Source organism: Halomonas ventosae (assembly GCF_004363555.1).
Classification (GTDB): Bacteria; Pseudomonadota; Gammaproteobacteria; order Pseudomonadales; family Halomonadaceae; genus Halomonas; species Halomonas ventosae.
The window spans coordinates 16,525-42,183 of sequence record NZ_SNZJ01000002.1; the positions used below are offsets into that span (position 1 = coordinate 16,525).

21 protein-coding genes are annotated in these 25,659 nt (G+C 67.9%); 14 read left to right on the forward strand and 7 right to left on the reverse strand.

The annotated features are described in order from the left end of the window. Nucleotides 1–67 precede the first annotated feature (67 nt). From DFP85_RS01610 to DFP85_RS01620, 4 genes are all read right to left on the reverse strand, one after another. Nucleotides 68–508 (reverse strand): DUF411 domain-containing protein, encoded by a 441-nt coding sequence (locus DFP85_RS01610; RefSeq protein ID WP_133634309.1) that lies wholly within the window; start codon nt 506–508, stop codon nt 68–70. After that, nucleotides 505–657, reverse strand: coding sequence for a hypothetical protein (locus tag DFP85_RS18830; protein ID WP_166644568.1), 153 nt, complete (start codon nt 655–657; stop codon nt 505–507). Before DFP85_RS18830 ends, DFP85_RS01610 begins: the two co-directional genes overlap by 4 nt. An 80-nt stretch (nt 658–737) precedes the next feature. After that, the gene (locus DFP85_RS01615; RefSeq protein ID WP_133634311.1) at nt 738–1,040 is read right to left on the reverse strand and encodes a hypothetical protein; all 303 of its coding nucleotides are present in this window, start codon (nt 1,038–1,040) and stop codon (nt 738–740) included. 118 nt (nt 1,041–1,158) lie between these two features. Beyond that, a complete protein-coding gene (locus DFP85_RS01620) occupies nt 1,159–1,815 on the reverse strand; it encodes a Spy/CpxP family protein refolding chaperone (RefSeq protein WP_166644569.1) in 657 nt (218 codons plus the stop codon). Nucleotides 1,816–2,026: 211 nt separating this feature from the next. Here DFP85_RS01620 and DFP85_RS01625 point away from each other — a divergent pair, with 211 nt between their 5' ends. From DFP85_RS01625 to etfB, 13 genes are all read left to right on the forward strand, one after another. After that, complete coding sequence (locus DFP85_RS01625; protein ID WP_133634315.1) at nt 2,027–2,521, forward strand: cupredoxin domain-containing protein; 495 nt, start codon at nt 2,027–2,029, stop codon at nt 2,519–2,521. Nucleotides 2,522–2,720: 199 nt separating this feature from the next. Continuing rightward, entirely contained in the window at nt 2,721–3,494 is a 774-nt protein-coding gene (locus tag DFP85_RS01630) for a glutaredoxin (RefSeq protein WP_133634317.1), read from the forward strand. A 16-nt stretch (nt 3,495–3,510) separates the two neighbouring features. Further along, on the forward strand, nt 3,511–4,851 hold the full coding sequence (locus DFP85_RS01635) for an APC family permease (RefSeq protein ID WP_133634319.1): 1,341 nt from the start codon (nt 3,511–3,513) through the stop codon (nt 4,849–4,851). A 104-nt stretch (nt 4,852–4,955) separates the two neighbouring features. Then, complete coding sequence (locus DFP85_RS01640) at nt 4,956–7,271, forward strand: heavy metal translocating P-type ATPase (RefSeq protein ID WP_133634321.1); 2,316 nt, start codon at nt 4,956–4,958, stop codon at nt 7,269–7,271. A 207-nt stretch (nt 7,272–7,478) separates the two neighbouring features. Next, nucleotides 7,479–10,163: an EAL domain-containing protein gene (locus DFP85_RS01645; protein ID WP_133634323.1), complete on the forward strand. Its 2,685-nt coding sequence runs from the start codon at nt 7,479–7,481 to the stop codon at nt 10,161–10,163. Nucleotides 10,164–10,224: 61 nt separating this feature from the next. Next, a complete protein-coding gene (locus DFP85_RS01650; protein WP_133634325.1) occupies nt 10,225–11,247 on the forward strand; it encodes a GGDEF domain-containing protein in 1,023 nt (340 codons plus the stop codon). A gap of 237 nt (nt 11,248–11,484) precedes the next feature. After that, complete coding sequence (gene gbdR, locus DFP85_RS01655; RefSeq protein WP_133634327.1) at nt 11,485–12,624, forward strand: choline metabolism transcriptional regulator GbdR; 1,140 nt, start codon at nt 11,485–11,487, stop codon at nt 12,622–12,624. Nucleotides 12,625–12,816: 192 nt separating this feature from the next. Further along, entirely contained in the window at nt 12,817–13,794 is a 978-nt protein-coding gene (locus DFP85_RS01660; protein ID WP_133634330.1) for a dipeptidase, read from the forward strand. 87 nt (nt 13,795–13,881) lie between these two features. Beyond that, nucleotides 13,882–14,427, forward strand: coding sequence for a 4-vinyl reductase (locus tag DFP85_RS01665; RefSeq protein WP_133634332.1), 546 nt, complete (start codon nt 13,882–13,884; stop codon nt 14,425–14,427). 12 nt (nt 14,428–14,439) lie between these two features. Further along, entirely contained in the window at nt 14,440–16,512 is a 2,073-nt protein-coding gene (dgcA, locus tag DFP85_RS01670) for a dimethylglycine demethylation protein DgcA (protein WP_133634334.1), read from the forward strand. A 120-nt stretch (nt 16,513–16,632) separates the two neighbouring features. After that, nucleotides 16,633–18,597 (forward strand): (Fe-S)-binding protein, encoded by a 1,965-nt coding sequence (locus tag DFP85_RS01675; protein ID WP_133634336.1) that lies wholly within the window; start codon nt 16,633–16,635, stop codon nt 18,595–18,597. Beyond that, nucleotides 18,597–19,904 (forward strand): electron transfer flavoprotein subunit alpha, encoded by a 1,308-nt coding sequence (gene etfA, locus DFP85_RS01680; RefSeq protein WP_133634338.1) that lies wholly within the window; start codon nt 18,597–18,599, stop codon nt 19,902–19,904. The genes DFP85_RS01675 and etfA overlap by 1 nt, the downstream gene beginning before the upstream one ends. Further along, complete coding sequence (etfB, locus tag DFP85_RS01685; RefSeq protein ID WP_133634340.1) at nt 19,894–20,700, forward strand: electron transfer flavoprotein subunit beta; 807 nt, start codon at nt 19,894–19,896, stop codon at nt 20,698–20,700. The genes etfA and etfB overlap by 11 nt, the downstream gene beginning before the upstream one ends. Before the next feature lie 74 nt (nt 20,701–20,774). Here etfB and DFP85_RS01690 read toward each other — a convergent pair whose 3' ends face one another. Further along, a complete protein-coding gene (locus DFP85_RS01690; protein ID WP_133634342.1) occupies nt 20,775–21,308 on the reverse strand; it encodes an invasion associated locus B family protein in 534 nt (177 codons plus the stop codon). 214 nt (nt 21,309–21,522) lie between these two features. Continuing rightward, nucleotides 21,523–23,100 carry a BCCT family transporter gene (locus DFP85_RS01695; RefSeq protein WP_133634343.1) on the reverse strand — a complete coding sequence of 526 codons (1,578 nt, stop codon included), beginning with the start codon at nt 23,098–23,100 and terminating at the stop codon, nt 21,523–21,525. A gap of 291 nt (nt 23,101–23,391) precedes the next feature. On the opposite strand from DFP85_RS01695, the gene fdhA reads away from it, so the two are divergent. Continuing rightward, entirely contained in the window at nt 23,392–24,585 is a 1,194-nt protein-coding gene (gene fdhA / locus DFP85_RS01700; protein WP_133634345.1) for a formaldehyde dehydrogenase, glutathione-independent, read from the forward strand. A 162-nt stretch (nt 24,586–24,747) separates the two neighbouring features. On the opposite strand, the gene DFP85_RS01705 is transcribed toward fdhA, so the two are convergent. After that, on the reverse strand, nt 24,748–25,635 hold the full coding sequence (locus DFP85_RS01705; RefSeq protein WP_133634347.1) for a LysR family transcriptional regulator: 888 nt from the start codon (nt 25,633–25,635) through the stop codon (nt 24,748–24,750). Nucleotides 25,636–25,659: the final 24 nt, after the last annotated feature.

Consider the following 25,659-nt stretch of genomic DNA (forward strand, 5'->3'; position numbering starts at 1 on the left):
TCTCTCGGTAACGAATCGCCCCGGCACTGGCCGGGGCGAAGGCGTGATGGAGGATCGGGATGGGCCCTCAGAGCGTCATGAAGGCCGCCTCCTGTCGGTCGGTGAACTGGTAGACCTCGTAAGGCGCCTGCTGGGGGCCGGGCATGCCGGGGGTACCGATGGGCATGCCGGCGAGGCCGATGCCATCGATATTCGGTTGTTCCTCGAACAGTTTCTCCACCGCCGCCAGCGGTACATGGCCCTCGATCACGTACTCGCCCATCTCGATGGTGTGGCAGGAGCCGAGTCCGTAGGGCAGCCCCGAGGCTTCCTTGATCTGGCCGAGGTCCCGGTCGTCGATGACGGTGACCTCGATACCCATCTCCTCGAGATGTTCGGCATAGCCATCGCAGCAGCCGCACTGCGGGTTCTTGTAGAGCGTGGCCTCGGCCGGCAGGGCGGCCTGGGCGGTGGTGGCGCCGCCCATCAGGGCGGCGGAGAGGAACAGGGTGGGGGCGAAGCGGCTCATGAGCGGTCCTCCTGGGAACGACGGGACGTGAAGACATATTTGGCCAGGGCGGCGATGCCGAGGCCCAGCAGCAGCATGAAGGCCAGCGGCATCAGCCAGCCGATCCAGCCCATCGAGCCCATGAGGGCGAAGCAGTCGGTGCTCATCATGATGAGACTCCTGACGAAAGTGCACAGGTAAAGCCGGTGGCAGGCGGATGGCCAGCGTCACCGAGGTGATAGTTGCACGGTCAGGGTCTGGGAGGTTCGCGCGGGGGCGGGGCGATGAATTCGACCGTGGCCGGTCCGTCGGTGTCGGCCAGGGTGTCCGGGGTGGCAGGCATGACGAGGGGCGTCGCCGCCAGGGCCGCGCAGCCGACGCATTCGGGGTCGGCGTGATCGAACATCTCGACCTCTGCCGTGCTGCAGTCAGCGGCGCAGCTCTCCATGGCCGCCTGGCCGGCCAGGCTGGTCACCGACAGCAGCACCGCGAGCAGCAACGCCAGCAGGCGTCCTCCTCGGGTGAGATGCGGTTGTCTGGCCTGGCCGGTCATGGTGATTCCCTCGTCATCCTTGCGTCATTCTGTACCAGTCATCCGGTTGACCACCTTGACCCAACGCAATATTGAGCGAGATGGCTGATAGGTGCCCGCCAGTAGACGGGCATCAGATTCATTGCGGGTTTTTGCGAGAAGGGGCGCCCTGCTTCAACTGTTCACGCTGCTCGTCGGTCAGCAGGTCCTGCATCCGATTACGCATGCGCACCTTGTCCGCCATCATCTCGCCGTGGAGGGTGGCCATCTGACCATGGAGGGCCTGGACTTCCTCCGGATCCGGACGCTCTGCCTGCATCAGCAGCAGCATGTCGTCACGCAGGTTCATCATCTCGCCCATGCGTTCGAAGTGGGCGGTACGGTGCTCCTTGCGCATCTCGCGCAGGGAGCTCAGCTGCTCCTCGTCGAGGATTCCGCCCATGCCGCCCATGTTCGCCATCATCGGGCAGGGCATCATGCCGCCCTGGCCACCCATCATCATGCCGGGGCCCATGCCGCCCTGGCCGCCCATCATCATGCCGGGGCCCATGCCCCCCTGGCCACCCATCATCATGCCGGGGCCCATGCCGCCCTGGCCGCCCGTCATCATGCCGGGGCCCATGCCGCTCTGGCCGCCCATCATCATGCCGGGGCCCATGCCGCCCTGGCCGCCCATCATCATGCCGTCAGGCCCATGGGTGCCCTGCTGCATGCCGTGAGCAGAAGCGGCGCCACTGGCGGCGATGCCCAGGCCAGCGACCAGCGCAATGGCGATTACCTGCTTGTACTTGACCATGGTATTTCCCCTCATCTTGCGTATGGCAAAGAGATCGTCTTCCTGGATCAAGGAAGGCGGGGCTGGTGTCGAACATCAGCCTACAACCTATGGGTCGCCCCAAGGTCAAGGTGTTTCGATGGAGCAAAAGCCACCTGGGCGAGTTCAGCCTCGTTTCAGGTTGTTGCGGTACAACCAAGTCTCCCCTGATACGACATGAGAGGTCCCCTTCATGCGCAAGATGCTACTGGCCCTGGTCCTGGGGCTGACGACCACCACTGCCTTCGCCGCCGGGCAGCACGATGCTTCCCACGCAGCGACAAGCGAGACCGACATCGACCGAACCATTCGCTTCGAGGCGGGCGACATGTGGTTCGATCCCGAGGGGCTCGAGGTGGCGCCGGGCGAGACCATTCGCTTCGAGATCACCAACACCGGTAATATCGAGCACGAGTTCGTGATCGGCGATACCAAGGCCCAGGAGGCGCATCGTGAGATGATGCAGGAGATGGACGGCAGCCACGGCGACGGACATGAGGGACATGGCGGCCATGACATGGCGGAGGGGGAGCACGGCGGCGAGATGCCTGCCGTGATCATCGCACCTGGTGAAACCGCCGAGCTCGTGTGGACCGCTCCCGACGACGTGGCGCGGCTCGAATACGCCTGCAACCTTCCTGGCCATTACGAGTCAGGCATGTCGGGGGCGATCGATTTCCGGAGGTGACCCACCGTCATGAAGCGATTGCCGCTCGAGGATGAGGACCTGCTCCGGCGGGTTTCTCGACGGGCCTCGGCAAGAAAGGCCTTGACCCTTGGGTGACCCAAGGGTTCTAGGCTGAAAGCAATAAGAGGGAGTATGTCCCCATCCGTAAGTGAGCGCAGGGTTCGAGTTATCTCTTGGTACCGCAAGGAGGTTGATACCCATGAGCACTGTCACTTCGGCGTCTTCCGCACAGCACGAGACGGCTCGTGTCTATCGCATGAAGACGGAGGAGCATCTCTGCCCGTTCGGCCTGAAGACCGTGGACCTGCTCAAGCGCAAGGGCTACGAGGTAGAGGATCACACCCTCACCTCTCGCGATGCCATCGATGAGTTCCAGGAGCAGGCCGGGGTCGACACCACCCCCCAGGTCTACATCGGCGAGGAACGCGTGGGGGGCTATGAGGAGGTTCGCGAGTATCTGGGATTGAGCGTGCCCGGCGAGAAGGAGACGACCTATCAGCCGGTCATCGCCATCTTCGCGACCTCCCTGCTGATCGGCCTGGCGGTAAGCTGGGCGGCCAGTGACACGCTCGTCTCGTTGCGCATGCCGGAGTATGCGATCGCCACCGCCATGACCCTGCTGGGACTCCAGAAACTGCAGGATGTGGAAAGCTTCAGCACCATGTTTCTCAACTATGACCTGCTCGCCCAGCGCCAGGTCCGCTATGGCTACGTCTACCCCTACGCCGAGACCCTGGCCGGCGTCCTGATGCTGGCAGGCGCCCTGACGTGGCTCGCCGCCCCACTGGCGCTGTTCATCGGCACGGTGGGCGCCATCTCGGTCTTCAAGGCCGTGTATATCGACAAGCGCGAGCTGAAGTGCGCCTGTGTCGGGGGCAACAGCAATGTTCCGCTGGGGTTCGTGTCCCTGACCGAGAACCTGATCATGATGGCCATGGGGATCTGGATGCCCCTGAAACAGCTCATCCTGTGATGACAAGGAGACATGGATGACCGACTCCACGGATCGAACTCCTGAGTACGAGGAAGGAAGCCTCTCTCTGGTGGGGGCGATTGCCCTGGGCACAGGTGTCATGATCGGGGCAGGCATCTTCGCCCTGACGGGACAGATGGCCGAGATGACGGGGAACCTGTTCCCGCTGGCTTTCCTTTCGGCCGCCCTGATCGTCTCCTTCAGCGCCTATTCCTACGTCAAGATGTCACGTGCCTATCCGTCGGCAGGGGGCATCGGCATGTACCTGCAGAAAGCCTATGGCCCGACGCTACCTACCGCTTTCCATGCGTTGCTGATGTATTTCTCCATGGTGATCGCCCAGAGCTTCCTGGCGAGAACCTTCGGGTCCTACACCCTTGAGCTGTTCGATGGGGAAAACAGGTCACTGCTTGTTCCTTCGTTGGGCGTTGCCCTGCTGATTTCCGCGTTCCTGATCAACCTCTCTGCCAACAAGTGGATCCAGGGCGTTGCGTCGGTACTGGGCGTCATCAAGATCGGCGGCATCATCGTGTTCGGGGTGGTCGGTGTCCTGATCGCCGACTCCCTGGAGATGGAGGTCTCGGCCTCGTCGCCCGACGCCTCACTGTCGGGGTTCCTGGGCGCCACAGCGCTGGGGATCCTGGCCTTCAAGGGCTTCACGACCATCACCAACAGCGGCTCGGAGATCAAGGATCCCCACCGCAATCTGGGCCGGGCGATCATGATCTCGATAGCCCTGTGCGTGGTGATCTATGCCCTGGTGGGCTTCGCCGTCGCCAGCAACCTGTCGCTTAGCGAGATCATCGAGACGAAGGACTACTCGTTGGCAGCTGCCGCCCGGCCCGCGCTCGGGGAAGCCGCCGTCTGGTTCACCGTCATCCTGGCCATGCTGGCCACGGCAGGCGGCATCATCGCCAGCGTATTCGCGGTCTCACGCATGCTGGCGATGCTGACCGAGATGAAGCTGGTGCCCCATCGCCATTTCCACATGCCGGGCAGCATCCAGAAGCATACCCTGGTCTATACCATCGTCCTCGGCCTGCTGTTGACGGCGTTCTTCGATCTCAGCCGTATCGCGGCGCTTGGCATCATCTTCTATCTGATCATGGATATGGCGATTCACTGGGGGGTATATCGTCATCTGCGCCACGATGTCGGTGCCAATGCTGCCGTTCTGGTCGTCGCCCTATTGCTGGACGCGGCCGTCCTGGCGGGGTTCGTATGGGTGAAGGCAACCACCGACCCGCTGGTGCTCGTCGTTGCCGTCGTCGGGATGGCGCTCATCCTGCTCGGCGAATGGTTGTTCCTGTCATCGCGCAAGTCGCCAGAGGATAACGGCCATTCACATTCCCACTGACCTTCCCGGGAGCTGGCAGATGGACATCAAGACCGTCGGTACATCGATCCACCGGGCCCGCCAGGCCCACCGGCACCTGACTCGGCAGACGGGGAGGATGAACGATGTCCGATAGCCGTTCTCGCTCTACGGTCAAGGATCCGGTCTGCGGCATGGAGGTCGATCCCCATGCGACCCAGCACCGCGCCACCCACGCCGACACGACCTGGTACTTCTGCTCCGCGACGTGCCGGAAGAAGTTCGAGGCGGATCCCGAGGCCTTCCTGGACGATAAGCCACCGGCCGAGTCGGCGCCCTCCGGCACGATGTATACCTGCCCGATGCACCCCGAGATCCGCCAGGAGGGGCCGGGGGACTGTCCCATCTGCGGCATGGCCCTGGAGCCCGAGACGGTCTCCGCCGAGTCCGGGCCCTCCGAGGAGCTGAAGGACATGACGCGGCGCTTCTGGATCGGGCTGGCCCTGGCACTGCCGGTGCTGGTGCTGGAGATGGGGGGGCATATCTTCCGACTCGATCACCTGATCGCCCCCCAGGTCTCGAACTGGATCCAGCTGCTGCTCGCCACGCCGGTGGTGGTCTGGGCGGGCAGGCCCTTCTTCGTGCGCGGCTGGCGCTCCATCGTGCGGCGCAGCCTCAACATGTTCACCCTGATCGCCATCGGCACCGGGGCGGCGCTGGTCTACAGCCTGCTGGCGACGATCGTGCCGGGCATCTTCCCCGAGACCTTCCGCCAGACCGACGGCTCGGTGGCGGTCTACTTCGAGGCGGCGGCGGTGATCGTGGTGCTGGTGCTGCTCGGGCAGGTGCTGGAGCTGCGTGCCCGGGAGAAGACCTCCGGAGCGATCCGCGCGCTGCTCGACCTGGCCCCGGCCACGGCGCGGCGCCTCGACGATGACGGCCAGGAGGAGGAGGTCTCCCTCGACCGGGTGCAGGTCGGCGACCGCTTGCGCGTGCGCCCCGGCGACAAGGTGCCGCTGGATGGCGAGGTGCTGGAGGGGCGCTCCAACATCGACGAGTCGATGGTCACCGGCGAGCCGCTGGCGGTGCGCAAGGAGGCCGGCGATAGCGTGATCGGTGGCAGCATCAACGGCCAGGGCTCGTTCATCATGCGTGCCGACAAGGTGGGCCGCGACACCATGCTGTCGCAGATCGTGCAGATGGTGGCCAGCGCGCAGCGCAGCCGGGCGCCCATCCAGGGGCTGGCCGACAAGGTGGCCGGCGTCTTCGTGCCGGCGGTGATCCTGGTGGCCGTGGTGGCCTTCATCGCCTGGTCGCTGTGGGGGCCGGCGCCGCCCATGGCCTTCGGCCTGATCGCCGCGGTCAGCGTGCTGATCATCGCCTGCCCCTGTGCGCTGGGGCTGGCCACTCCCATGTCGATCATGGTCGGCGTGGGCCGCGGTGCCCAGGCTGGCGTGCTGATCCGCGACGCCGAGGCGCTGGAGCGCCTGGAGAAGGTCGATACCGTGGTCGTCGACAAGACCGGCACCCTGACCGAAGGCAAGCCTCAGATGACCGAGCTGCGCCCGGCGGAAGGCGTCGACGAAACAGAGCTGTTGCGACTGTCCGCGGGACTGGAGCGCGGCAGCGAACATCCCCTGGCCCAGGCGATCGTCGAGAAGGCCAGGGAGGAGGGCGTGACGCTCTCGGAGGCCACGGAATTCGACTCCCCCAACGGCAGGGGCGTGACGGGACGGATCGACGGCCATCGTATAGCCCTCGGCAATCGCCTGCTGATGGAGAGCGAGCAGGTGGCCCTGACCGAACTGGCCGAGGAGGCCGAGCGGCTACGCGGCGACGGTGCTACCGTGATCTTCGCCGCGGTGGATGGCCGCCTGGCGGGCCTGCTGGCCATCGCCGACCCGGTCAAGGAGACCACCGAGGCAGCCATCCGCGCCTTGCAGGCGGACGGCATCCGGGTCGTCATGCTCACCGGCGACAACCGTACCTCCGCCGAGGCGGTAGCACAACGCCTGGGCATCGACGAGGTGGAGGCCGAGGTACTCCCCGAGGACAAGGGACGCGTGGTGCAGCGCCTGCGTGACGAGGGGCGCGTGGTGGTGATGGCCGGCGACGGCGTCAACGATGCCCCCGCCCTGGCGACTGCCGACGTCGGCATCGCCATGGGCACCGGCACCGACGTGGCCATCGAGAGCGCCGGCGTGACCCTGCTGCGCGGCGACCTGACCGGCATCGTCGAGGCGCACCGGCTGTCGCGGGCCACAATGCGCAACATCCGCCAGAACCTCTTCTTCGCCTTCGTCTACAACGCCGCGGGGGTGCCGATCGCTGCCGGCGTGCTCTACCCCTTCACCGGCCTGCTGCTGTCGCCGATCATCGCCGCCGCGGCGATGTCTCTCTCCTCGGTCAGCGTCATCGCCAATGCCCTTCGGCTGCGAGTGGTGGCCCTGAAAACGGACTGATGCCTCGAGGATGTCCGACGCCGGGGCCCCGGGTAGCAGGATACTTCCCCAGGGTTCCCTGCCACGCTGGGCCTCGGTCACGGCCGAGGCATGGGGGCGTGTTTTACCCAGCCCACCATTCCTGTCATCTTGTGAGCCGAATTCCGCCAGGGGACCGGCATCACGGGCCGGGCAGCGATGCGGAGATGGCCAGGAGGGAGCGCGGCAATGCAGTCACGGATGGGGGCTGAAGAGGCCTTTCGCCAGCTGGCGGAGGGCCTCGGCAGGAGCGGGGCACCCGACTTCTACGACACCCTGGTGGCGCGGCTCGCGGCCATCCTGGAGGTCGACCACGTGCTGGTGGCCGGGGTCACCGGGGATGCCATGGTCCACACCCTGGCGGTCTGGTCACAGGGCCGGCCGCGACCAAACATAGCCTATCCGCTGGCGGGCACCCCCTGCGAGCGCGTGGTCGGCGAGGAGGCCTGCCTCTTCGCAAGTGACGTCCAGGCCCGCTTTCCCGACGACGGGCTGCTGTGTCAGCTGGGCGCGGTCAGCTATCTCGGCCTGCCGCTCCTGGCCGCGGACGGGGCGACGCTGGGCCTGCTCGCGGTGCTCAAGAACACCCCCATGCAGGCCAATGGCCTGGAGAAGGAGGTGCTGCGCATCGCCGCGGTCCAGGCTGGCGCCGAGCTGGACCGCAGCCGGGCCGAGCGGGCGGTGAAGGAGAGCGAGCGTCGCCTCGACACCCTGCTCAACCACCTGCCCGGCATGGCATATCGCTGCCTCAATGATCGCGACTGGACCATGAGGGTCGTCAGCCAGGGGGCGCACGCGCTGACCGGGTACCGGGCCGAGGAGCTGCAGGACAACCGGGTTGCCAGCTATGCCGCGCTGATTCATCCCGCCGACCGTGAGCGGGTGTTCGAGGAGGTCCAGGCCGCCGTTTCACGCAGAGAGCCCTTTCGCGTGATCTATCGCCTGCACCATGCCGGGGACGGCACCCGCTGGATGTGGGAGCAGGGCCAGGGGGTCTTCGATGCCTCCGGTGAACTCCTCCATCTGGAAGGCTTCATCACCGACATCACCGAGCAGCATGAGGCGCAGCGCGTCCAGGAGGCGGTGATGCAGGTGGCCTCGACGGTCACCACCCGCATCGGTGACGACTACTTCCATCAGCTGGTCAGCACCCTGGTCGAGATCCTCGAGGCGGATGCCGGCTTCATCGCCCTGCTCGACGCCTGCGGGCCGGATGTCGATCCCCCGGGCGGTCGCGCGTCCGCGACCCTGAGCATGGTCAGCGTGGTCTCCGACGGGCAGCGGCTCGACAACTACGCCTACGCGCTGGCGGGCACCCCCTGCGAGCAGGTCCTCGACGAGCGGGAGGTCATGGTCGAGGGCGACAGTGCCGCGCTTCTGCCGGGAGGAGCCGGCGTGGCCAGGGCCTGGATCGGCCGTCGCCTGGACAACGCCAGTGGCCAGCCGATCGGCGTCGTCATGGTGCTCTATCGCCGCCCGCTGGAGGCCAACGCCTTCGCCACCTCGGTGCTGCGCATCCTCTCCACCGGGGCCGCGGCGGAGCTGGAGCGGCGACGTGACCATCGTCGCATGCACCAGCTGGCCTATACCGACAGCACCACGGGCCTGCCCAACCGGGTACGCTTCATGGAAGAGCTCATGCGCCTCAGGCAGGAGGCCGAGAAGGGACAGCATCCGCTCCTGCTGCTGCTGCTCGACATCCGCCGCTTCAAGGAGATCAACGACCTCCACGGCCACCAGATCGGTGACCAGCTGCTGTCGACCACGGCCGGACGTCTGGCGCGTGCCCTGGAGCCGGCCGAGGTACTGGCGCGGCTCTCCGGCGACGAGTTCGCGGTGCTGGTGCCCAGGGCACAGGCCACTGCCCTCGAGCAGAGCGTGCGGCGGCTGCGGGCCGCCGTGAGCAAACCCATCGAGCTCGGGCATCGCAGCTTCGTGCTCGAGCTCAGCATCGGGTCGGCACAATACCCGCGGGACGCCGTCACCCCCGTCGAGCTGTTCAAGTCCGCCAGCATCGCGCTCTATCACGCCAAGCAGCAGGATGGCGGGACCTGCCCCTTCGACGAATCGATGACCAGGGCCCTCCAGCGCCGCCAGCAGATGACGGAGCGGCTGAGTGCGGCCATCAGTGGCCAGCGGCTCGAGCTCCACTTCCAGCCCCAGGTCGACCTCCGCACCGGCGAGCTGGTGGGCGCCGAGGCACTGTGCCGTTGGCACGATGCGGTCTGGGGCTGGGTCAGCCCGGGGGAGTTCATCCCCCTGGCGGAGGAGCGTGGTCTGATCCGCCCGCTGGGTGACTGGGTGCTGCAGGCGGCCTCCCGGCAGCTGGCCGCCTGGCGGCGCGAAGGCATGGCCCTGCCCGGCCGGCTTTCCCTCAATGTCTCGGCCCAGCAGTTCGCGGATCCCCAGCTGGCCGAGCATATCGCGACCCTGACCCGGGGCGTGCCGGCCTCGGCCATCGGCCTGGAGCTCACCGAGAGCGACTTCATGCGCGACCCCGAGCAGGCCGTCGGCATCACCCATGCGCTGCGCCAGGCCGGCTATGCCCTGGCCATCGACGACTTCGGCACCGGCTACTCGTCGCTCTCCTACCTGCGCCGCTTCTCGGCCGATGCGCTGAAGATCGACATCTCCTTCGTTCGGGACATGCTCGAGAGCCGCCATGACCGGGCCATCATCCAGACCATCATCGCCATGGCCCGGACCCTGGGGATGAAGACGGTCGCCGAGGGCGTCGAGACCCCGCAGCAGGCCGAGGCCCTGGCTGACATGGGCTGCGAGCAGGCCCAGGGCTACCATTACGGCCGGCCACTCCCGGCCACCGACTTTGCCGCTGCCTGGGCCCGGGCCATGCGCCGCCAGGCACCGGGCTAGCGGCACTCCCTACCCTTCGCCTCGCCGCCATTCACGTCTCGACCGGTAGAACCCCATGGCCATGACGACATCACGACAGATTCCCGCTGCGCTGCTGGAGCGGCTTGCCGACACGGCCGCCGACCCTCGCCGCCTGGAAGCCGTCGTGCGGCCCCTGCTGGACCTGCTCGAGGACGTCACCGGGCTGGAGTCCACCTACTTCACCGTGATCGATGAACGCCGGGGCCTGCAGACGGTGCTCCATGCCCGCAACACCCGTCAGCTGCAGATCCCGGAAGGTCTGACGGTGCCCTGGGCGGACACCCTGTGCCGACGCGCCATCGCCGAGGGGCGCGGCTTCACCGCCGATGTGGCCGGCTGCTGGGGAGACTCGCAGGCGGCACGCGAGCTCGGCATCTGCACCTACCTGAGCGAGCCGGTGCGGCTGGTCAACGGCATGCTGTTCGGCACGCTCTGCGCCGCCAGCGAAAGGCGGGTGGAGGTATCGGACAGCACCCGGCACTACATCGCGCTCTTCTCCGACCTCATTGCCCGCTACATCGAGAGCGAGAAGCTGCTCGACATCCTCGTCAACGAGAACCAGCAGCTCAGCCAGCATGCCCTCACCGACCCCCTGACGGGCATTCCCAACCGTCGTGCGCTGATCCAGTCGCTGGACAGGCTGCTCGGCGAGGCTGCGGCGCGATCGACGGTGCTGCACGTGGCCTTCATCGACCTGGACGGCTTCAAGGAGATCAACGACCGCTTCGGGCATGACGCCGGCGACCGCTTCCTGATCCAGATCGCCGCGGCCCTCGACGCGGGCCGCGGGGAGGGCGATGTCATCGCCCGCTACGGGGGCGACGAGTTCGTCTGGCTGTGCCCCGCCGCGGGCCGTGACCCTGCCCGGCAGCGTGACGCCCTCAAGCGCCAGCTGGAGCGCCTGACCCAGGGCACCTTCCAGGCCGGCGACGATGCCATCGCCTATGGCGGGGCCAGCGTCGGCGTGATCACCACCGAGCGGGACGAGCGGGACAGCCGGCAGGTCCTGCAGCGTTCCGACACCGCCATGTACGCGCGCAAGCAGGTTCGCAAGGGCGGGTGACGACGGCGTGAGGCCCCCGCCTTGTCCGGGAGCGACATCCTGCCACCCTGGGAACGACACCATGGTCGTCAGCGACTGGCGTCACGGCGGTCGATAGACAATGGTGTCATGCCAGATCACGACGCCTTGCGGTACCTTGTGCGACGGACTTGCCTGATCGCGACAGCCAGACACCGGCGGGCGTGCGGAGACGGTTATAACAACAACCCGTGTATGACCCCGTAGAGGAGTCTCGCCATGACGACCCCCTCCCAGGCACCACAGAAGCCGGCTGCTCCCCAGGCCATCGGCTTCCTGCTGCTGGAAAACTTCACCCTCTTCTCGCTGGCCTCGGCCATCGAGCCGTTGCGCATGGCCAACCAGCTGGCCGGCCGGGAGCTCTATCGCTGGTTCACCCTGAGCCTCGATGGCGAGCCGATCTCCGCCAGCGATGGCCTCAAGGTCACCCCGGATGCGGCGACCACGGTGCCGCTGGCGCTGGACATGGTGGTGGTCTGTGGCGGCGTGGGGCCGGCGCGCGCGGTGCAGCGCGAGCATGTCACCTGGTTGCAGGGGCAGGCACGCCTCTCCCGTCGACTGGGGGGAATCTGCACCGGCAGCTGGGCGCTGGCCAAGGCGGGGCTGCTGGATGGCTACGAGACGAGTGTCCACTGGGAGTGCCTGGCCGCCATGCAGGAGTCCTTTCCCCGCGCCCTGCTGACGACACGGCTGTTCTCCATCGACCGCGAGAGGGCCACGGCCTCGGGGGGCACCGCCCCCCTGGACATGATGCTCACCCTGATCGGGCGGGATCATGGCCGCGAGCTCGCGGCAGGGATCTCCGAGATGTTCATCTGTGACCGCGTGCGCGGGGAGCAGGACCAGCAGCGCGTGCCGCTCAAGCATATCCTGGGTACCACCCAGCCCAAGCTGCTGGAGATCGTGGCGCTGATGGAGGCCAACCTCGAGGAGCCCATCGGGCTCGAGGAACTGGCGGCCTATGTCGACGTGTCGCGTCGCCAGCTCGAGCGGCTCTTCCAGAAATACCTGCACTGCTCGCCGTCGCGCTACTACCTCAAGCTGCGGCTGACCCGCGCCCGGCAGCTGCTCAAGCAGACCTCCATCTCGATCATCGAGGTGGCCTCCGCCTGCGGCTTCGTCTCCACGCCGCATTTCTCGAAGTGCTACCGGGAGTTCTTCGGCCAGCCGCCCCGCGACGAACGACTGGGCGCGAGCCCGGTCCGGCTGCCGGTGCCACCCCCCTGCGAGCAGGCGGGGACCAACCTGGAGCTGCTGGCCTTCGAGGCCTGTCCGACCGAGCCTGTCTCCTCGGCCATCATGGCCCTCGATCAGGCCCGCGGCGAGCCGACCTACGCCAGCGTCCTGCTGCGCTCCTGACCACTGCCTTACCGCCCTCCTGCCGAACCGATCACCCTGCCGGCCCGTTACGGGCCGGCAGGGTGTCGTCGTGCGTCGCAGGCGCGACAGTCATGACGTTTTTGGAATTCTCGTCGTCGCTTCCAGGCGCCGAGCCGGGGTTGGCCGGCGCTATGCTGCCGTCGAGTCGAACACATCCCCGGAGTGGCATACATGACCCCAAGAGAGCTGCACGACGACGCCATCGTCATCGATGGCCTGATCATCGCCAAGTGGAACCGCGAGCTGTTCGAGGACATGCGGCGCGGCGGGCTGACGGCAGCCAACTGCACGGTGTCCGTCTGGGAGGGATTCCAGGCCACCGTCGACAACATCGTCCGGTCCAATGCGCTGATGGCCGAGTGCCGCGACCTGGTCCGCCCCGTGCGCACCACCGCCGACATCACCCGGGCCAAGGAGGAGGGCAGGACCGGCATCCTCTACGGCTTCCAGAACGCCCACGCCTTCGAGGACCAGATCGGCTACGTGGAGGTCTTCAAGCAGCTGGGCGTGGGCATCGTGCAGATGTGCTACAACACCCAGAACCTGGTGGGCACCGGCTGCTATGAGCGTGATGGCGGCCTTTCCGGCTTCGGCCGCGAGATCGTCGCCGAGATGAATCGCGTCGGCATCATGTGCGACCTCTCCCACGTCGGCGAGACCACCTCCCGGGAGGTCATCGAGGCCTCCGAGAAGCCGGTCTGCTACTCCCACTGCCTGCCCTCCGGCCTCAAGGAGCACCCGCGCAACAAGTCCGACGCCGAGCTGAAGTTCATCGCCGAGCGGGGCGGCTTCGTCGGCGTGACCATGTTCACCCCCTTCCTGCGCGCCGGCGTCGACGCCACCGTCGACGACTACGTCGAGGCCATCGAGTACGTGATGAACATCGTCGGCGAGGACGCCATCGGCATCGGCACCGACTTCACCCAGGGCCATGGCCAGGACTTCTTCGAGTGGCTGACCCACGACAAGGGCTACGCCCGTCGCCTGACCCGCTTCGGCGAGATCATCAACCCCGAGGGCATCCGCACCATCGGCGAGTTTCCCAACCTGACCGAGGCGCTCTCGCGCCGCGGCTTCAGCGAGCCCCAGGTGCGCAAGATCATGGGCGAGAACTGGGTACGTGTACTGAAGGACGTCTGGGGCGCCTGAGTGCCGGGCAACACCTCTGCGCGATAGGGGCCCCGAAAGCCCCCTGCCAACTGACTGACTAGAACAACGATTTCGAGGAATACGACCGTGACTCAGATGGCCCCCGAGCTGCCCATCGAGGTGGACGCCGAGACCGGCGTCTGGACCACCGACGCCCTGCCGATGCTCTACGTGCCGCGGCACTTCTTCATCAACAACCATCTGGCCGTGGAGGAGGCCCTGGGCGCCGAGAAGTACGCCGAGATCCTCTATCACGCCGGCTACAAGAGTGCCTGGCACTGGTGCGAGAAGGAGGCCGAGTGCCATGGCCTCGAGGGGGTGGACGTCTTCGAGCACTACATGACGCGCCTCTCCCAGCGCGGCTGGGGGCGCTTCATCGTCGAGGCCATCGATCTCGACGCCGGCACCTGCCGGGTGCGCCTGGAGCACAGCGCCTTCGTCTACCAGCTGGGCAAGGTGGGGCGCAAGGTGGAGTACATGTTCACCGGCTGGTTCGCCGGGGCCATGGACCAGATCCTCGCCGCCCGCGGCAGCGCTCTGCGCACCGTCGCCGAGCAGGTCCAGAGTGCGGCCGAGGAAGGCTGCGACGTGGGCCGCTTCGTCACCCGTCCGCTCGACACCCTCCGGGGCTGAGGAGTCACCACCATGGCATTCGACGCACTCTTCCAGCCGATCCAGATCGGCAACCTGACCATCCGCAACCGGGTGGTCAGCACCGCCCACGCCGAGGTGCATGCCACCGACGGGGGCATGACCACCGAGCGCTACGTCAGGTACTACGAGGAGAAGGCCAAGGGCGGCTGCGGCCTCGCCATCTGCGGCGGCTCCTCGGTGGTCTCCATCGACAGCCCGCAGGGCTGGTGGAGCTCGGTCAATCTCGCCACCGACCGCATCATCCCGCACTTCCAGAACCTGGCGGATGCCGTCCACCGGCACGGCGGCAAGATCATGATCCAGATCACCCACATGGGGCGCCGCTCGCGCTGGGATGGCTTCGACTGGACCACGCTGCTGTCGCCCTCCGGCATCCGCGAGCCGGTGCACCGCTCCACCTGCAAGACCATCGAGGAGGAGGAGATCTGGCGCATCGTCGGCGATTTCGTCCAGGCCGCGCGCCGGGCCAAGGAGGGGGGGCTCGACGGGGTCGAGCTCTCCGCCGTGCACCAGCACCTGATCGACCAGTTCTGGAGCCCGCGGGTCAACAAGCGCGAGGATGACTGGGGCGGCAGCTTCGAGAACCGCATGCGCTTCGGCATGGAGGTGCTCAAGGCGGTGCGCGCCGAGGTGGGCGACGACTTCGTGGTGGGCATGCGTATCTGCGGCGACGAGTTCCACCCCGACGGCCTCTCCCACGAGGACATGAAACAGATCGCCGCCTACTACGATGCCACCGGCCAGGTCGACTTCTTCGGCGTGGTGGGCTCGGGCTGCGACACCCACAACTCGCTCGCCAACGTCATTCCCAACATGTCCTACCCGCCGGAGCCCTTCCTGCACCTGGCGGCGGGCATCAAGGAAGTGGTCGGCGTGCCGGTGATCCACGCCCAGAACATCAAGGATCCCAACCAGGCCCAACGCATCCTCGAGGGCGGCCATGTGGACCTGGTGGGGATGACCCGGGCGCATATCGCCGACCCGCACCTGATCGCCAAGATCAAGATGGGGCAGATCGACCAGATCAAGCAGTGCGTGGGCGCCAACTACTGCATCGACCGCCAGTACCAGGGGCTAGACGTGCTGTGCATCCAGAACGCCGCAACGTCCCGGGAGTACCTGGGCCTGCCGCATATCATCGAGAAGTCCGAGGGGCCCCGGCGCAAGGTCGTGGTGGTGGGCGGTGGCCCCGGCGGCATGGAGGCGGCCCGCGTCGCCGCCGAGCGCGGCCACGACGTCACCCTCTTCGAGGCCGCCGAGGCGCTGGGCGGGCAGATCACCATCGCCGCCCAGGCCCCGCAGCGCGACCAGATCGCCGGCATCACCCGCTGGTACCAGCTGGAACTGGCGCGGCTCAAGGTCGACCTTCGCCTGGGCACCCGGGCCGACGAGGCAACCCTGCTCGACCTGCGCCCGGATATCGTGGTGCTGGCCACCGGCGGCCAGCCCTTCCTCAGCCAGGTGCCCGAGTGGGGCTACGCGGAGGACCCCGCGGAGAGCCTGGTGGTCAGCACCTGGGACGTGCTCTCCGGCAAGGTCGCCCCGGGCAGGAACGTGCTGATCTTTGATGCCATCTGCGAGTTCTCCGGCGTCTCGGCGGCGGACTATCTCGCTGACAAGGGCGCCAAGGTGGAGATCGTCACCGACGACATCAAGCCGGGCGCGGCGGTGGGCGGCACCACCTTCCCGACCTACTACCGCAGCCTCTACGAGAAGGAGGTGGTCATGACCTCAGACCTCGCGCTGCACAAGGTCTATCGCGAGGGCGACTCCCTGGTGGCGGTGCTCGAGAACGAGTACACCGGCGCCCTGGAGGAGCGGGTAGTCGACCAGGTGGTGGTGGAGAACGGCGTGCGTCCCGACGAGGCCCTCTACTACGCCCTCAAGGCGCAGTCCCGCAACAGGGGCCAGCTGGACCTGGAGGCGCTCTACGCCATAAAGCCCCAGCCCTGCCTGAGCGAAGAAGGCGACGGCTTCCTGCTGTTCCGCCTGGGCGACTGCACGGCGCCGCGCAATACCCATGCGGCCATCTATGACGCCCTGCGGATCTGCAAGGACTTCTGACCCCTAACCCTAACCCTAACCCTAAGCCCAAGGCTCGAAGCTGGAAGTCGAAGACGCGTTTTTCGCCCTTCCTTTCAGCTTCCGGCTTCCCGCTTCCAGCTTGTCGATGAGGTGAGCGAGATGCTCGAGACCCTGCTACCGATACTGATCATCGCCGCCCTGGGCGTGGCGGTGGCCGGCGCCTGGCGGCGTGTTCGCCTCTGGCGCCAGGGGCGGCCCTCCGCCGTGCCGCTGTTAAAGGGCCTGGCGGCCCTGCCGCGTCGCTACCTGGTGGACCTGCACCATGTGGTGGGGCGCGACAAGGTGATGTCCAACACCCACGTGGCCACCGCGGGTGGCTTCGTGGCCGCCGCCGTGCTGATGATCCTGGTGCACGGCCTGGGGTTCGCCAATCCAGTCCTGGGCGGGCTGCTGCTGGCGGCCTGCGCCACCATGTTCGCGGGCAGCCTGTTCGTGGCCCGGCGCCGGCGCAACCCGCCCGCCCGGCTCTCCAGGGGACCCTGGATGCGCCTGCCGAAGAGCCTGATGGCCTTCTCGCTCGGCGTCTTCCTGGTCACCCTGCCCACGATGGGTATCCTGCCCGCCGTCCTCGGCAGTTGGCTACTGGCCCTGGCGCTGACTGCCGTGGTGGTCTGGGGCCTGGCCGAGATGGTCGTCGGCATGACCTGGGGCGGGCCCATGAAGCACGCCTTCGCCGGTGCCCTGCACCTGGCCTTCCATCGCCGCGCCGAGCGCTTCGGTGAGGGCAACCGCTCCACCGGGCTCAAGGCGCTGGACCTGGAGGACCACGATGCCAGGCTGGGCGTCGAGACGCCCGCCGACTTCACCTGGAACCAGCTGCTCGGCTTCGATGCCTGCGTGCAGTGCGGGCGCTGCGAGGCGGTCTGTCCGGCCTTCGCTGCCGGCCAGCCGCTCAATCCCAAGAAGCTGATCCAGGACATGGTGGTGGGCATGGCCGGCGGCACGGATGCGGCCTACGCCGGCTCCCCCTACCCCGGCAAGCCTATCGGCGAGCATCAGGGTAGCCCCCATGGCCCCATCGTGGCGCAGAAGGGCCAGGCGCTGGTGGATGCCGAGACCCTGTGGTCCTGCACCACCTGCCGGGCCTGCGTGGAGGAGTGCCCGATGATGATCGAGCACGTCGACGCCATCGTCGACATGCGCCGCTTCCTGACCCTGGAGCGCGGCGAGACGCCCAACAAGGCCCCCGAGGTCCTCGATAACCTCATCGCCACCGACAATCCCGGCGGCTTCGACCCCGGCGCACGCATGCACTGGGCCGCCGACCTCGACCTGCCGCTGATGGCGGACCTGCAGCAGGTCGACGTGCTGCTGTGGCTGGGTGATGGCGCCTACGACATGCGCAACCAGCGCACGCTTCGTGCGCTGGTCAAGGTGCTGCGTGCGGCAGAGGTGGATTTCGCGGTACTCGGCAACGAGGAGCGCGACAGCGGTGACGTGGCCAGGCGCCTGGGCGACGAGGCCACCTTCCAGAGCCTGGCCAGGCGCAATATCGCCACCCTGGCCAAGTATCGGTTCCAGCATATCGTCACTTGCGACCCGCACAGCTTCCATGTGCTGGGCAACGAGTATGGCGAGCTCGGCGGCCACTACCGCGTCTATCACCACAGCACCTTCATCGCCGAGCTCTACGAGTCGGGGCGCCTGGCCTTCCGCCCCTGGAAGGGCGGCAGCGTGACCTATCACGACCCCTGTTATCTGGGCCGCTACAACGGCGAATTCGAGGCGCCGCGCAACGTCCTGCGCGCCCTGGGCATCCAGGTTGCCGAGATGGAGCGCTCCGGCTTTCGCTCGCGCTGCTGCGGTGGCGGCGGTGGCGCCCCGATCACCGATATTCCCGGCAAGCGGCGCATCCCCGACATGCGCATGAACGATGTCGAGGCGACCGGCGCCTCGCTGGTGGCGGTGGGCTGTCCGCAGTGCACCGCCATGCTGGAAGGCGTCGTCGATGCCGGTGCCGAGGTGCGCGATATCGCCGAGCTGGTGGCCGATGCCCTGGTGGCGCGTCCTGCCGCCAAGGCGACACCGCCATCCCGCCAACCCGTGCTGGAGGAGGAGGTCTGATGACCGAGATTCGTCGTCGCGACCCACGCCGCGAGTGGGTCGCCCGCAACCGCCTGCACCCCGAGCACGCCAGTGTGCTGGCCGCCCTTGGCGACATCGGGGGCCGCGGGGCCGCCAGCGAGTGGCTGGGCCCCCAGGGGGTGGTGCGCAGGAACCCCCACGCCGTCGGCTTCATCGGCCCCAATGGCGTCAGGCGTATCGATCGCAGCGGCGCCCAGCAGGGCGGCGAGGCCCCGGGGGGGACCCGCCAGGCGGTCAAGGATGATCGCCGCCGTGTCGAGATTCCCGAGCCCGCCTTCCTGGTCGCCGTGGTGCCGGACATGGCCGGCGGGCGCCTCTCCGGCCATGACAAGGACCTGCTGGGCCTGGCGCGGCGCCTGGCCGATGCCGACCCCGAACGGCCCGGCGCCGTGCTGGCCGTGATATTTGGGCAGCACAAGGGCGAGGGGGGCGGCGAGATGAAAGAGCAGGCCTTCGGCGAGGCAGGCATCGATCGGGTCCTGCACCTGGAGGACGATGCCTATGCCGGCTTCGCCCCCGAGGCGCGCCTGGCGGCGCTCTCCGCCGTGGAGCGGGAGTGGGCGCCGCGCCACTGGCTGCTGCCCGACTCCCCCCTGGGGGGTGCCGACCTGGGGCGGCGCCTGGCCGCCCGGCTGGGGGAGCGGCCGGCGACCGGTGTCTGGCAACTGGAGGCCGACGCCGGGAGTCCGCTGGGATGGCGCTGTACCGCCCGGGGCGCGGCGGAGAGCCTGGATATCCTGCGCCCCCTGCCGCGCGTCGCCCTGGCGCTGGCCGAGTGTGCCGAGCCGGTGGACGAGACCCGTCACGCCGCCGAGCCGCTGGCGCTCGGCAGCGAGCTGCCCGCGCTCCTGTCGCGTGTCGAGGACCTGGGGCAGGTGGCGGTGGACCCCGCCGGGGTGGCCCTGGCCGAGGCAGAGTTCATCCTGTCTGGGGGCAATGGCGTCAAGGACTGGGACGGCTTCCACCACGCCGCCAGGATGCTGGGGGCGACGGAAGGGGCCTCCCGTGTGGCGGTGGACGACGGCCACATGGCCCGCGACCGCCAGGTCGGCGCCACCGGCACTTGGGTCACGGCCCGGGTCTATCTGGCCGTGGGCATTTCGGGGGCCATCCAGCACCTGCAGGGCATCCAGGGCTGCGACAAGGTCGTGGCCATCAACATGGATTCCGGCTGCGACATGATCAAGCGCGCCGACCTGGCGGTGATCGGCGATTCGGCCCCGGTGCTCGAGGCGCTGGTGGCCCTGGTGGAGCAGGCAAGGGAGGAGAAGCGTGATGCAGCCTGAGAAGAGTATGGCCCCGGCCCTGGCGGTAACCGTGCTGGTCTCCGTCGGTCGCCACCCGTTGACCGGCCGTCGCCGGCGTGCCGACCGGGACGCTCGCGGCGTGGAGCTGGCGTGCTCGGCCCCGGGGGCCAAGGTCAGCCTGCTGCATGCCGGCGTCCTCGACGAGGCCAGCGAGGCGGCCCTGCGCGACTACCTTGGCATGGGCTTCGAGGCGCTGACGCTGATCGAGCAGGCGCCGGGTGCCGACGTGCTGCCGGCCCTGGCCGAGCGCCTCGAGGCGGCCGCACCGCAGCTGGTGATTGCCGGGGAGCGGGCCGAGCAGGGCGAGGGCTCCGGCCTGCTGCCCTACCTGCTGGCCGAGCGCCTCGGCTGGCCCCTGGTCAATGGTCTGGCGGCGGTGGAAGGGGTCGAGGACGGCATCGCCACCCTGTTGCAGGCGCTGCCCCGCGGTCAGCGGCGTCGCCTCAGGGTCCGCCTGCCGGCCATCCTTACCGTGGACGCAGCGGCCCCGGCAGCTCGCCAGAGCGCCTTTGGACCGGCGCGGCGTGGGCGGCTGGAGGTCGCCGAGGCCCCGGTGGTCGAGGACCCTGCGCTGGCCGAGTGGCAGATGGTCCCGGCCCGCAAGCGGCCCAAGCGGCTCAAGATCGTCAAGGCCGCCTCGGCGCGGGAGCGCTTCAAGGCCGCGGCGGCCAAGGCCGAAGGCGGGGGGGGACAGGTGCTTGCCGACGCCACGCCGGAGCAGGGCGCCGAGGCGATCCTCAAGCTGCTGCGCGAAGAGGGCGTCCTGACCCGCTGATCATGCGGCCGGCCAGACGACGACAGCCCCGGCCAGGTGCCGGGGCTGTCGTGCTTGCGGGGCAGGTTCGACCGTCAGGGCGCGATGCGCTGGCTGGCGTCGGTGAAGCCCATCAGGGAGATGTCCAGGTCCATGCGGTTGCCGCGCGGCCCGATCAGGCTGAGGGTCGCGCTGCTGCCGCCGCGCAGCGCCTGGAGCATCGAGGGCTCGAGGGGCAGGTCGGCGCGGCAGCTCTGCTCCAGGCAGACCTGGTAGGGGAACTGGGCCGGCTCGCCGCCGCCCACGCTCAGCTGCAGGCCAGGGGCGAGGCGCACGCCCAGCGGCAGCAGGAAGGTCATCGCCGGGCGTCCCTCGAGCTCCGGGGGGTAGCCCACGATCACCCGCATCAGGGGGTCATTGCTGTCCGGATTGGTGACCAGCTGGCTCATGGTGCAAGCCCCCTGGCTGCCCTCGGGCGGGCAGATCACCTCCCAGTCCCGGAACTGTTCGGTCTCGACATCGGCACCGGGGCTCCCAGGGGAGGCCTGCTGGGCGACGGCGTGAGAAGCCAGGGCCATCAGCGACAGCAGGGTGGTCAGGCACAGGCGTCTTGCGAAACGGGTCGTCATGGGGGTGTTCCTCCTTGGCGTGGGTGGCCATGAACGCTGGGTCGGTGGGTGTCACAGCGGTATTCACCCGATGTCCCGGTGGATACCGAGAGGATAACCATGCCTGCTTGACCCCGCGAGGTCGAGCCCAGGGCCGCTTCTGCCATGAGATGCGGCAGTCAACGACAAGAACCCCGGCGGGTGCCGGGGTCGTCGCTTCAAGGGAAGGGCAGGGTCAAGCAGTCGGGAGGAGCCCGGGGCGGCGCTGCTCCTCGTGCAGCCCCTTGACCAGGCTGAACGCCATCATCAGAAGGATCAGGGTGAAGGGCAGCCCGGTGGCCACGGCGCCGGCCTGCAGGGCGCCGAGTGCGGCGTCGCCGCCGCCGTAGAGCAGGATCCCGGCGATCACCCCTTCCAGGGTGGCCCAGAAGACCCGCTGGCTGCGCGGGGCATCGGTCTTGCCGCCGGCGGTGATGCTGTCGATCACCAGCGAGCCGGAGTCCGACGAGGTGACGAAGAAGATCAGCACCAGCAGGATCGCCAGGCTGGAGGTCAGGGTGGTCAACGGCAGCTGCTCGAGCATCTGGAACATCGCCAGGGAGACGTCACTGATGCCATTGGCCAGCTCGCCGACCCCGGCCGCGGACTGGGCCAGGGCGGTGCCGCCGAAGGCGCTCATCCAGACGATGGTGACCAGGGTCGGTACCACCAGTACGGCGGTCAGGAACTCGCGGACCGTGCGCCCGCGTGAGACCCGGGCGATGAACATGCCGACGAAGGGCGACCAGGAGATCCACCAGGCCCAGTAGAACACCGTCCAGCCGTGGTACCAGGTGGTGTCGTCGCGGCCGATCCAGTTGGAGAGCGGCACGACATGGCTGACATAGGCCAGGGTGGTGTCCCACAGCCCGTTCAGGAACAGCAGGGTGGAGCCGGTGATCACCACGAAGGCCAGCAGGGCGAAGGCGATCACCATGTTGATGTTGGAGAACAGCTTCACGCCCCCGTCGATGCCCCGCCATACCGAGAACAGCGCGACCACCGTGACGCCGACGATGATGGCGATCTGGGTGCCGAGGGTGTTGGGCACGTCGAACAGGTAGTTGAGACCGCCGGCGGCCTGGGAGGCCCCGAAACCCAGGGAGGTGGCCAGGCCGAAGATGGTCGCCAGCACCGCGGTGATGTCGATCAGGTGGCCGGCCCAGCCACGTGCCCGGTCACCCAGCAGCGGGGTGAAGGCGGAGCGCAGGGTCAGGGGCAGACCGCGGTTGTAGGCGAAGAAGGCCAGGGAGAGGCCCACCACGGCGTAGATGGCCCAGGGGTGCAGGCCCCAGTGGAACATGGTGGCGCCCATGGCGGCACGAGCCCCTTCCGGGGTGCCGGCGGAGGCGTTCAGCGGCGTGCCGTACCAGTCGGTGTAGTAGGCCACCGGCTCGGCCACGCTCCAGAACATCAGGCCGATGCCCATGCCGGCGGCAAACAGCATGGCGAACCAGGAGATCGTCGAGTACTCGGGTCTCGCCTGGTCGCCGCCCAGCCGGATGCGCCCCACCGGCAGCACGATCAGCGCCAGGCAGAGCAGCACGAAGAGGTTGCCGGCGATCATGAACAGCCAGTCGAAGTGCTCGATGGACCAGCCCCGGGCGGCCGTCAACTGGGTGTTGGCGGCATCGGGGTAGACCAGGGCATAGAGGATGAAGGCCAGGATAGCCAAGGCGGAGAGGGGAAAGACGGGGTTGTGGAAGTCCAGCCCCAGTATCTGTGTGTTGTCCTGTCCCGGGGACAGGACAAGGGCATCGTCGTTGTCGCGCATCGAGGGATCTCGCTGTTGTTGTTGGACGCCGCTTCTGGAAACGGCGATGGGGAGCCCTCGGGAGTGTCGCTACCCGCGGGTCCGAGCATTGTTGGGTCAGGGGGTGGGCAGCAGTGTCCTGAAAGCGACCTGCAGCTGCCTGTCGGCTCATCAGCCAGCGACGATGTCTCGAACAGGCATGCGAGTGCCTCTATGGAGAAAATGGACCGCTCTGGAGGGCCTAGGCTGGAGCAGCGGAAGCCTCCGCCACGCCACAACGCCGTCCGTTACAACAACATCGAGGAGCCAGCCATGAGTGCAGCCAACCGCGGAGTCGTCTACAAGGGCCCGGGTAACGTCGCCGTCGAATCCATCGCCTATCCGGAACTCGCCCTCGGCAATCGCAAGTGCGACCACGGCGTGATCCTGAAGGTCGTCACCACCAACATCTGCGGCAGCGACCAGCACATGGTGCGCGGGCGCACCACCGCGCCCTCCGGCCTGGTGCTGGGCCACGAGATCACCGGCCTGGTCATCGAGGCCGGCCGCGACGTCGAGTTCATCAAACCGGGTGACCTGGTATCCGTGCCGTTCAATATCGCCTGCGGGCGCTGCCGCAACTGCAAGGAGGGCCGGACCGGGATCTGTCTCAACGTCAATCCGGCACGCCCGGGGGCGGCCTACGGCTACGTCGACATGGGCGGCTGGGTCGGCGGCCAGACCGAGTACGTCATGGTGCCCTATGCGGACTTCAACCTGCTGAAGTTCCCGGATGCCGACCAGGCCATGGAGAAGATCCGTGACCTGACCCTGCTCTCCGACATCTTCCCCACCGGTTTCCATGGCTGTGTGACCGCGGGCGTCGGGCCGGGCAGCACGGTCTACATTGCCGGTGCCGGCCCGGTGGGCCTGGCGGCGGCGGTCTCCGCCCAGCTGCTGGGGGCCGCCTGCGTGATCGTGGGTGACATGATCGAGGAGCGCCTGGCCCAGGCCCGCAGCTTCGGCTGCGAGACCCTCGACCTGACCCAGGAGGGCGACATGGCCGACCGGATCGAGGCGATCCTCGGTGAGCGCGAGGTCGATGCCTTCGTCGACTGCGTAGGCTTCGAGGCCCATGCCTGTGGCTGCAACCACGGCAAGGAGGCCCCCGCCACCGTGCTCAACTCTGCCATGTCGCTGACCCGGGCCGGCGGCCAGATCGGCATCCCCGGCCTCTACGTGACCGAGGACCCCGGCGCGGCCGACGACGCCGCCAAGCAGGGAGCCCTGAGCATGCGCTTCGGCCTGGGCTGGGCCAAGTCGCATAGCTTCCATACCGGCCAGTGCCCGGTGATGAAGTACCACCGGCCGCTGATGCAGGCGATCCTCTTCGGCAAGGTGGATATTGCCGATGCGGTCAATGTCCAGATGATCACCCTGGACGATGCCCCGAAGGGCTACGCCGATTTCGACGGCGGTGCCGCGAAGAAATTCGTCATCGACCCCCATGGCAGCGTGGCCGCGTAAGTCAGGAGAGGAACCCGAGTTGGCCAACGCCGCACCTTGAAGGCGGTGCGGCGAGCCATTTCGGGATATCGCCCCCCACGGCAGCGTCGCCGCCTGAGCGGCACCTACGCAGGCGGCCACGGTCGAGCCAGCGCTCGACCGTGGCCGTCCCGTCGCCCTCCCTCAGCTGCCCCCTTCTGCCAGGTAGGCCATCACGTGTCGCTGCATGGCCGCTGCCGCCGGTGACAGGCTGACGCCGGCCCGGCAGATCAGCCCGATCCGGCGCTCCAGTCGGGGCTCCGCCAGCGGCACGAAGCGCAGCCGGGCATGCTCCTCCTGGAACGCCAGGCGCGGCAGGGTCGTGATGCCGATGCCCGCCTCCAGCATGGCGGTCAGCGAGATCATGTTGGAGATGTACAGGGCACTGTGCTCGAGCAGTTCGGCCGCGGGTGAGCCCTCGAGCAGCCGCGAGGTGCCGTTGCGGATCAGGGCGTGTCCGGCCAGCTCGCGCCAGTGCAGGGGGTCGCGTCCGGCCAGGGGATGGTCGTCCCGGCACACCACGCCGATCTCGTCGTGCAGCAGCGGGATGAAGTCGAGCCCCTCCTCGGCTTGCCAGAGGCTGGTGATGCCCAGCTCCACCTCGCCGGCCAGCACCCTCTGGCTCACCAGCTCGGAGTGGCCATCCTGCAGGTTGATCTCGATGCCCGGGTAGTCGATCACGAAGCTCGCCAGTATGCCGGGCATCAGGCGGCTGGCCACCGAGGGCACCGTGGCGATATCCACGCGACCGGCCTGGTGGCTGGCCATGGCCAGGGCATCGCGGCTGACCCGGTCGTGGTGGGCCACCAGTTCGCGAAAGCGCGGCAGGCACCATTGCCCGAAGGGCGTCAGCGCGGCCTTGCCGTTGCCCTTCTCGAAGAGCGGCTGGCCGAGGCGCTCCTCGAGGTCGCGCACCGCCATGGAGATCGCCGGCTGGCTGCGATGCAGGTGCCTGGCCGCGGCATGGAAGCCGCCCTGGTCGGCGATGGCCAGCACGCAGCGCAGCGGCTGGAGCTTCAGCTCGGGGAGCATGGTAAGAGGTCCTGATCATTTTAT